Annotated in this window: 4 protein-coding genes; 2 read left to right on the top strand and 2 right to left on the bottom strand. The window is 59.1% G+C overall.

What is annotated here, in order from left to right; all coding sequences use genetic code 11:
• Nucleotides 1-133: 133 nt before the first annotated feature.
• A complete protein-coding gene (locus E1297_RS04615; RefSeq protein ID WP_368669461.1) occupies nucleotides 134-904 on the bottom strand; it encodes a hypothetical protein in 771 nt (256 codons plus the stop codon).
• Between the two features lie 131 nt (nucleotides 905-1,035).
• Complete coding sequence (locus tag E1297_RS49720) at nucleotides 1,036-1,371, bottom strand: hypothetical protein (protein WP_209015642.1); 336 nt, start codon at nucleotides 1,369-1,371, stop codon at nucleotides 1,036-1,038.
• A gap of 399 nt (nucleotides 1,372-1,770) precedes the next feature.
• On the opposite strand from E1297_RS49720, the gene E1297_RS04605 reads away from it, so the two are divergent.
• Both E1297_RS04605 and E1297_RS04600 read left to right on the top strand, forming a co-directional pair.
• The gene (locus tag E1297_RS04605; protein WP_155134494.1) at nucleotides 1,771-3,147 is read left to right on the top strand and encodes an MFS transporter; all 1,377 of its coding nucleotides are present in this window, start codon (nucleotides 1,771-1,773) and stop codon (nucleotides 3,145-3,147) included.
• 410 nt (nucleotides 3,148-3,557) lie between these two features.
• Nucleotides 3,558-4,661, top strand: a complete 1,104-nt coding sequence (locus E1297_RS04600) for a phosphatidylserine decarboxylase (RefSeq protein ID WP_155134491.1) — start codon at nucleotides 3,558-3,560, stop codon at nucleotides 4,659-4,661.
• Nucleotides 4,662-5,333 lie beyond the last annotated feature (672 nt).

Here is a 5,333-nt window from a genome sequence, read left to right as displayed (position 1 = left end):
CCGCGGCCCGCATCGAAAAACCTTCACCATCCCGTGAATTCGCTGCATTAGGAATGACCGTCGGCTTTCGGGAATCGTTCCCAATTCTTCGAATGACCGCACTGGTCGCGCCCCCCAAAAAAAACCGAAAAAATCACTTCACCACTTTCGGCCCAGCCTGACCCGATTTGGTGTAGATGCGGGATGTTTTCGGGGGCTCGGTGATGCCGAAGCGGTTTTGGGTGACGCAGCCGTTTTCAGCCACCCGCACCTGACCCTCCAGCGTGCGGATCGCGACATTGGTCTTCCAGACCCGGTCGCCGGTCGGGGTCTCGATCTCCAGCTTGGCCAGCGCCAGCTTGTAGGCCCTGATCCGGAACCGCAGCGCTTCGGACACCCAATCGATCAGCTGCCGGTTTTCCCAGACCCGCGCCTTGGCGCCGTCATAAATCTCCACCGGGGTGACCGTCCTGTTGTGAAGCACGCGCAAACGCTCGTCATCGGCCTCGCGCACCCGCAGCACCACGTCGCAATAGGGCAGGACCAGCTCCGCATCGCCCGTCGCGTCCGCCGCCACCCGGTCGTAGCGGGCGTTGGAGGAGCGGAACCTTTCGGAGCGCAGGAACTGGTAGTAACGCTCCGGCGGCACAAGGCCGTCAGCCTCGGGCAGGATCCGGGTGCGGGCAAGCTCCACCCGCGTGCCCGCGATCCAGTCGGCTGCCCAGGGCGGACGGATCAGCGCCCACGCCCGGTCGCGCAGCAGCTTTTCGTCATTGGTGTAGTTGAAGGTGGAGACCGGCTCGCCGCGCAGGCGCGCCGCCTCGCTGCCCGCCGCCGGCATGACCCTGTCGTGAATGACCGAGGGCGCGGCCCGGTCAAAATCTCCGGTCGGCCTCGCACAGCCCGAAAGCCCTGCGGCCAGCACCAAGGATACCGTCCCCAAACCCAGCGCCCGCACGCGGACGGGCGATGAAAAAAAACCTGCAGCCCCTGGCCAAGTGCCCATAGGGCCTGTCTCCGTGCCTTGCCATCATCCGGCGCACGGGACCGCGGCGCTCAATCCGCGCCGGACGTCCCCGTATCCGCCTTGGCCCCGATGGTCATGATTCGCGCGTGCCAATCAAGGGCCGCGCGTTGATAACGCACACCTGGAAAGAGGATAACCTCTCCCTTTTCACTCCGGGCGCCGTCCGGCCCCGTCTCCGCGGACGGCTCAACCCGGGACGCAGGCCGAGGTGCAGATGCAAAATCCAGCAGTTTCCCCATCGTCACACCTCCAGTTCCGGCTGCCTTTACCGGGTTCGGTCCGGCCACCGGCTCTTCATGGGACGCCTCACCCCCACTGACGTGATTAGGCGCCGCCACGGTTAACAGTTTCTGAACACGGGCCACCAAATCCGGACGTCCGTGCCGTTTCAGGTTGTCTTGCTGGCCGGCGTTGGAAAAAGATCACAAAACCATGGCACATTTGACAGGGTAAGCGGTCCCATCGAAAAATGGTTTTTCCGGGGCTGTTCCGATCACGCGCCTGTGTCCACAAGCGCCCTCGCCACCGCCGAAGCTTAATGCGCCAAGCCGAACCGGGCGCGCCGGGCAAGCGGGAAATCCGCAAAACCGCTCGGACTTTGGCCGCAAAGGCATACGGGCGAGGCATGCCCCAGACGCATACCGACCCGGACGCGTGCGGCGGATCGGCGCATACTCCAAAAATTGTATACACCCATATACAAAATGTAAGGTCACCTTGTTTCTTTACGTTTACGTTAAAGTCATTTCAAACAGGAAAGGGGTATGGGCATGCTTGAAATCCCTGAAAAAAGCCGCCCCTATTGGATCATTGCCGTCATGGGCTGCCTGTCCGGCATCGTGCTTCTGGACCAGACCATTCTCGGGGTCGCGCTGCCGAACATCCAGTCCCATCTGGGCCTGAGCACCGGGGCCACCCACTGGGTCGTCAACGCCTATTTTCTGGCGCTGACCTGTCTTGCCGCCCTCGGCGGCAAACTCGCCGACATGTTCGGCCTGCGGGCGCTGCTGCTCGTGAGCGCGCCGGTCTTTGCGGCCGCCGCCCTTCTGGCCGGATTTGCGCCCACGGGCGGTGTCCTGATTGCCATGCAGGCCCTCCAGGGGGCGAGCGCCGCCTTCATCTTCGCCCTGTCGCAGGCGGGCGCGAACATGGCGGTTCCGCCGGAAAAACGCGGCCTCGGCATCGGGCTTTACGCCGCAATCACCACCATCTTTCTGGTGCTCGGACCATTCGTTGGCGGGATGCTGACCCATTTCGCCTCCTGGCACTGGGTGTTCTGGTTCAACATTCCGGTCGCCCTGACCGGCACCGCCCTTGCCTTCATGGTGTGGCGCAACCCGGGCACGGCGCCCAAGCGCGCGCCCATCGACGGCTTCGGCGTCCTGTTGATGCTGTCCGGGCTCGGCCTGCTGGTGTTCGCCCTGATGCAGGGCGAGTCCCTGGGCTGGACCAGCCCGCTGATCCTGGGCGCCGCCGTCATCGCAATCGCAAGCCTTGCCCTGTTCGACCGGCATGAGCGCCGCCACCCGCATCCGCTGATCGATGTCCGGCTGTTCCGAGTTCCGGCCTTTTCGGCGGCGATCACCGTCTATTTCATGGCGCAATATTCGCTGGTGGCGTTTTCGGTGTTCTTTCCGATATTCGTGCAGCAGGTGATGCATTTCACCGCGGCCCAGGCCGGACTTGCGATCCTGCCGGCGGTCATTCCCTTCCCGCTTCTGTCGCTGCCGGTTGGTCGGCTTGCCGACAAATACGGCTCACACCGGGTGGTGACTTTCGGCGCTACCCTGGTCGCCATCGTCGCCTTGCTGTTCGCGCTCGCGATCCCCTTGAAGATCTATCCGGTCTTCGCGGTGCTGCTGGTGCTTTGGGGCATCGGTATGGTCTGCATGCTGGGGCCGTCGCGCCGGGTCGCGGTCAATGCGGCCCCTGCCGACCAGCAGGGCCAGTTGAGCGGCACGATCGTGACCCTGCGCCTGCTCGGCACCACCATGGGGGTGGCGGGATCAAGCGCCGTGCTTGCCGGATCGGGCTACGTGGCGGTGTTCATCCTCTGCGGCTTGCTGCTGCTGGCAACCGCAGCACTTGCCTTCGGCGCGGTCAGGGAACCGAAACCGTTGCCTTCAACCCAGGACGCATGAGGTCCTGCGGACACAAGTGACGGCGCCGAAGACTGAAACAGCTCCATGAGCGCCCCGGCAGCGCCGGCAACACCTGCCAGCGCCGCCGAAAGTCTCTCCGCGCCGGCGCGTCCCGCGTCATGTCAGCCCCCATAACGGAAGCGGAGACAATCGATAGCCAATCGATCAATTCAACCGATAGCGGAGAGCCAATTGGTTATGTTTCGGGAAGTCGAAAGGGAATAATACGGCCAACAAACACGGCCATGAAGTGTCATTACTGACAAGAAGCGAACAAAATAAAACACCCCCGGCCTGAAAATTATTGAACACAACACTTATTCAATTTAACATTTTTACAAGACAACCAACATTGAAACAAACAAACAATTATTTCCGCACGATTCGAATACAATTACCGGGGTGTGATCATGTATACGTCTTGGGCAATCATTGCTGCGTCAGCCTCGATTTTCCTTTTCGGCACAGGCGCTTTTGCGGAGACCGGACAAACCCCGCCTCCCCCGACGCGCGACCTCAGGCAACTTGTCACTTCAGATCCAAAAACACGTGATGCCCTCCTCGACTCCCTGAAGGCAGCGGACTGGAACAACATCACCACACTCGACGCATTTTATGATTACGCCGACGCGCTGGCACATAGCCCGCCCGAAGCGAGCAGTGTCCTGCCCTTGTCGCATGCATTCTTTTACATGATCGACCAGTCTGACGACCTCAAACAGGACGGCGATTTTCAGGCCTGGGTCAAACAGTTTGCGCGGGAATGGGGTGCGTTCATGGACACACCCGAGTCTGCCGCCTCAATACAGACTTTCATCGACGACCCCAGCTTCAACACAAGCGACTATATTGTTGCCCCGAGCGGGTGGCTGACTTTCAATCAGTTTTTTGCGCGCGAGTTCAAACCCGGCAGACGGCCGATCGCCGGTCGCAACAACGACGCCATTTTGACATCCCCTGCCGACAACATCATGAAGGCAAGCCTCAACATCGACGACAATGACACAATCACAGTCAAGGGCGCCAATTACACGATTGAACAACTCCTGTCCGACAGTGATTATTTCAAGGAATTTGCCGGAGGAACATATATCCACCTCTACCAAAACACAAACAACTACCATCGTTTTCACGTTCCGGTAACGGGAAAGCTTATCGAAAAGAAAAACATCTCCGGCCTCGTTTCCCTGGATCTGAAAAAGACGGAAGATGGCGACCTCGTCACAATTGATGGCGACAGCTATCAGTTCAATCAGCAGCGCGGGCTCATCGTTCTGGAAACACCAACGGCCGGTCTGGTTGCGGTGCTGCCAATCGGAATGTCGATCGTGTCCTCCGTTCAATTGACACCGGACCTGGGGGCTCATCTGACAAAGGGAGATGAATTCGGTTATTTTCAATTCGGCGGCTCTGATATTGTCGTTGTTTTTCAAGCTGACCGGGTCGACATAACCGCTGAAGCCGGAAAGAAATATCTTATGGGCGAAGAGATCGCCCGTGCCAGGTCCCGGTAGCCCCTGCGCCCGGACTGCGCCACCAATCCTTAATCCGGAAGACTAACGCGTCACGCCAATACCGTGCCCGTGATCCGGAACCGTCAAAGCGTTGGCCCCTTGCGTCATTGCCCAACCTGAATTTGACGAGCAGGCAACCAAACCGGCAGTGTAAAGGCCAAGGCCAAATTGCGGCCCTTGCCGTCATCGTGCTTTCTGCGTGCCTCACTGAATCGAGATGCTGCTCATAAACTTGACGCTGGACAGCACGTAGAAAACAAAAAAATATCAACAAGAGCCCGGCACATCTTTAATACAGGTGGTTCAATTACTATTTCCAAAAGGCCTGCTCAGTACCCGACATTTTTTGGGACTGCTATTTTCCGAGGGCAAAATCATGAAACTATTCAGAACCATTGTGCTATCACTTGCTATTGTCTCAACCATTGTCACGGCCTCCGTCCCCGCTGCCTTCGCGTCTACGGGCAAGGCTGCCGCCACATCGTCGGCAAATTTCAGCTTGGGTGTCAAAAAAAGCGCCTCCTGACACCCTACGGAAGTCATTCAGCAGCATCATGCGAAGAATGACTTCCGGTCATTCCAGACTGTTGCCGCCCATAGGCAAACTCTCAATTTAACAGTTTCGAGCCCAACCAAGCCAACGGTGGATTCAGCCGCGAAGTGCAACAAGGC

The sequence above is a fragment of the Roseibium sp. RKSG952 genome, assembly GCF_009711355.1.
The sequence above is the reverse complement of the archived record's forward strand: the minus strand, read 5'-3'. Positions and strand labels throughout refer to the sequence as shown.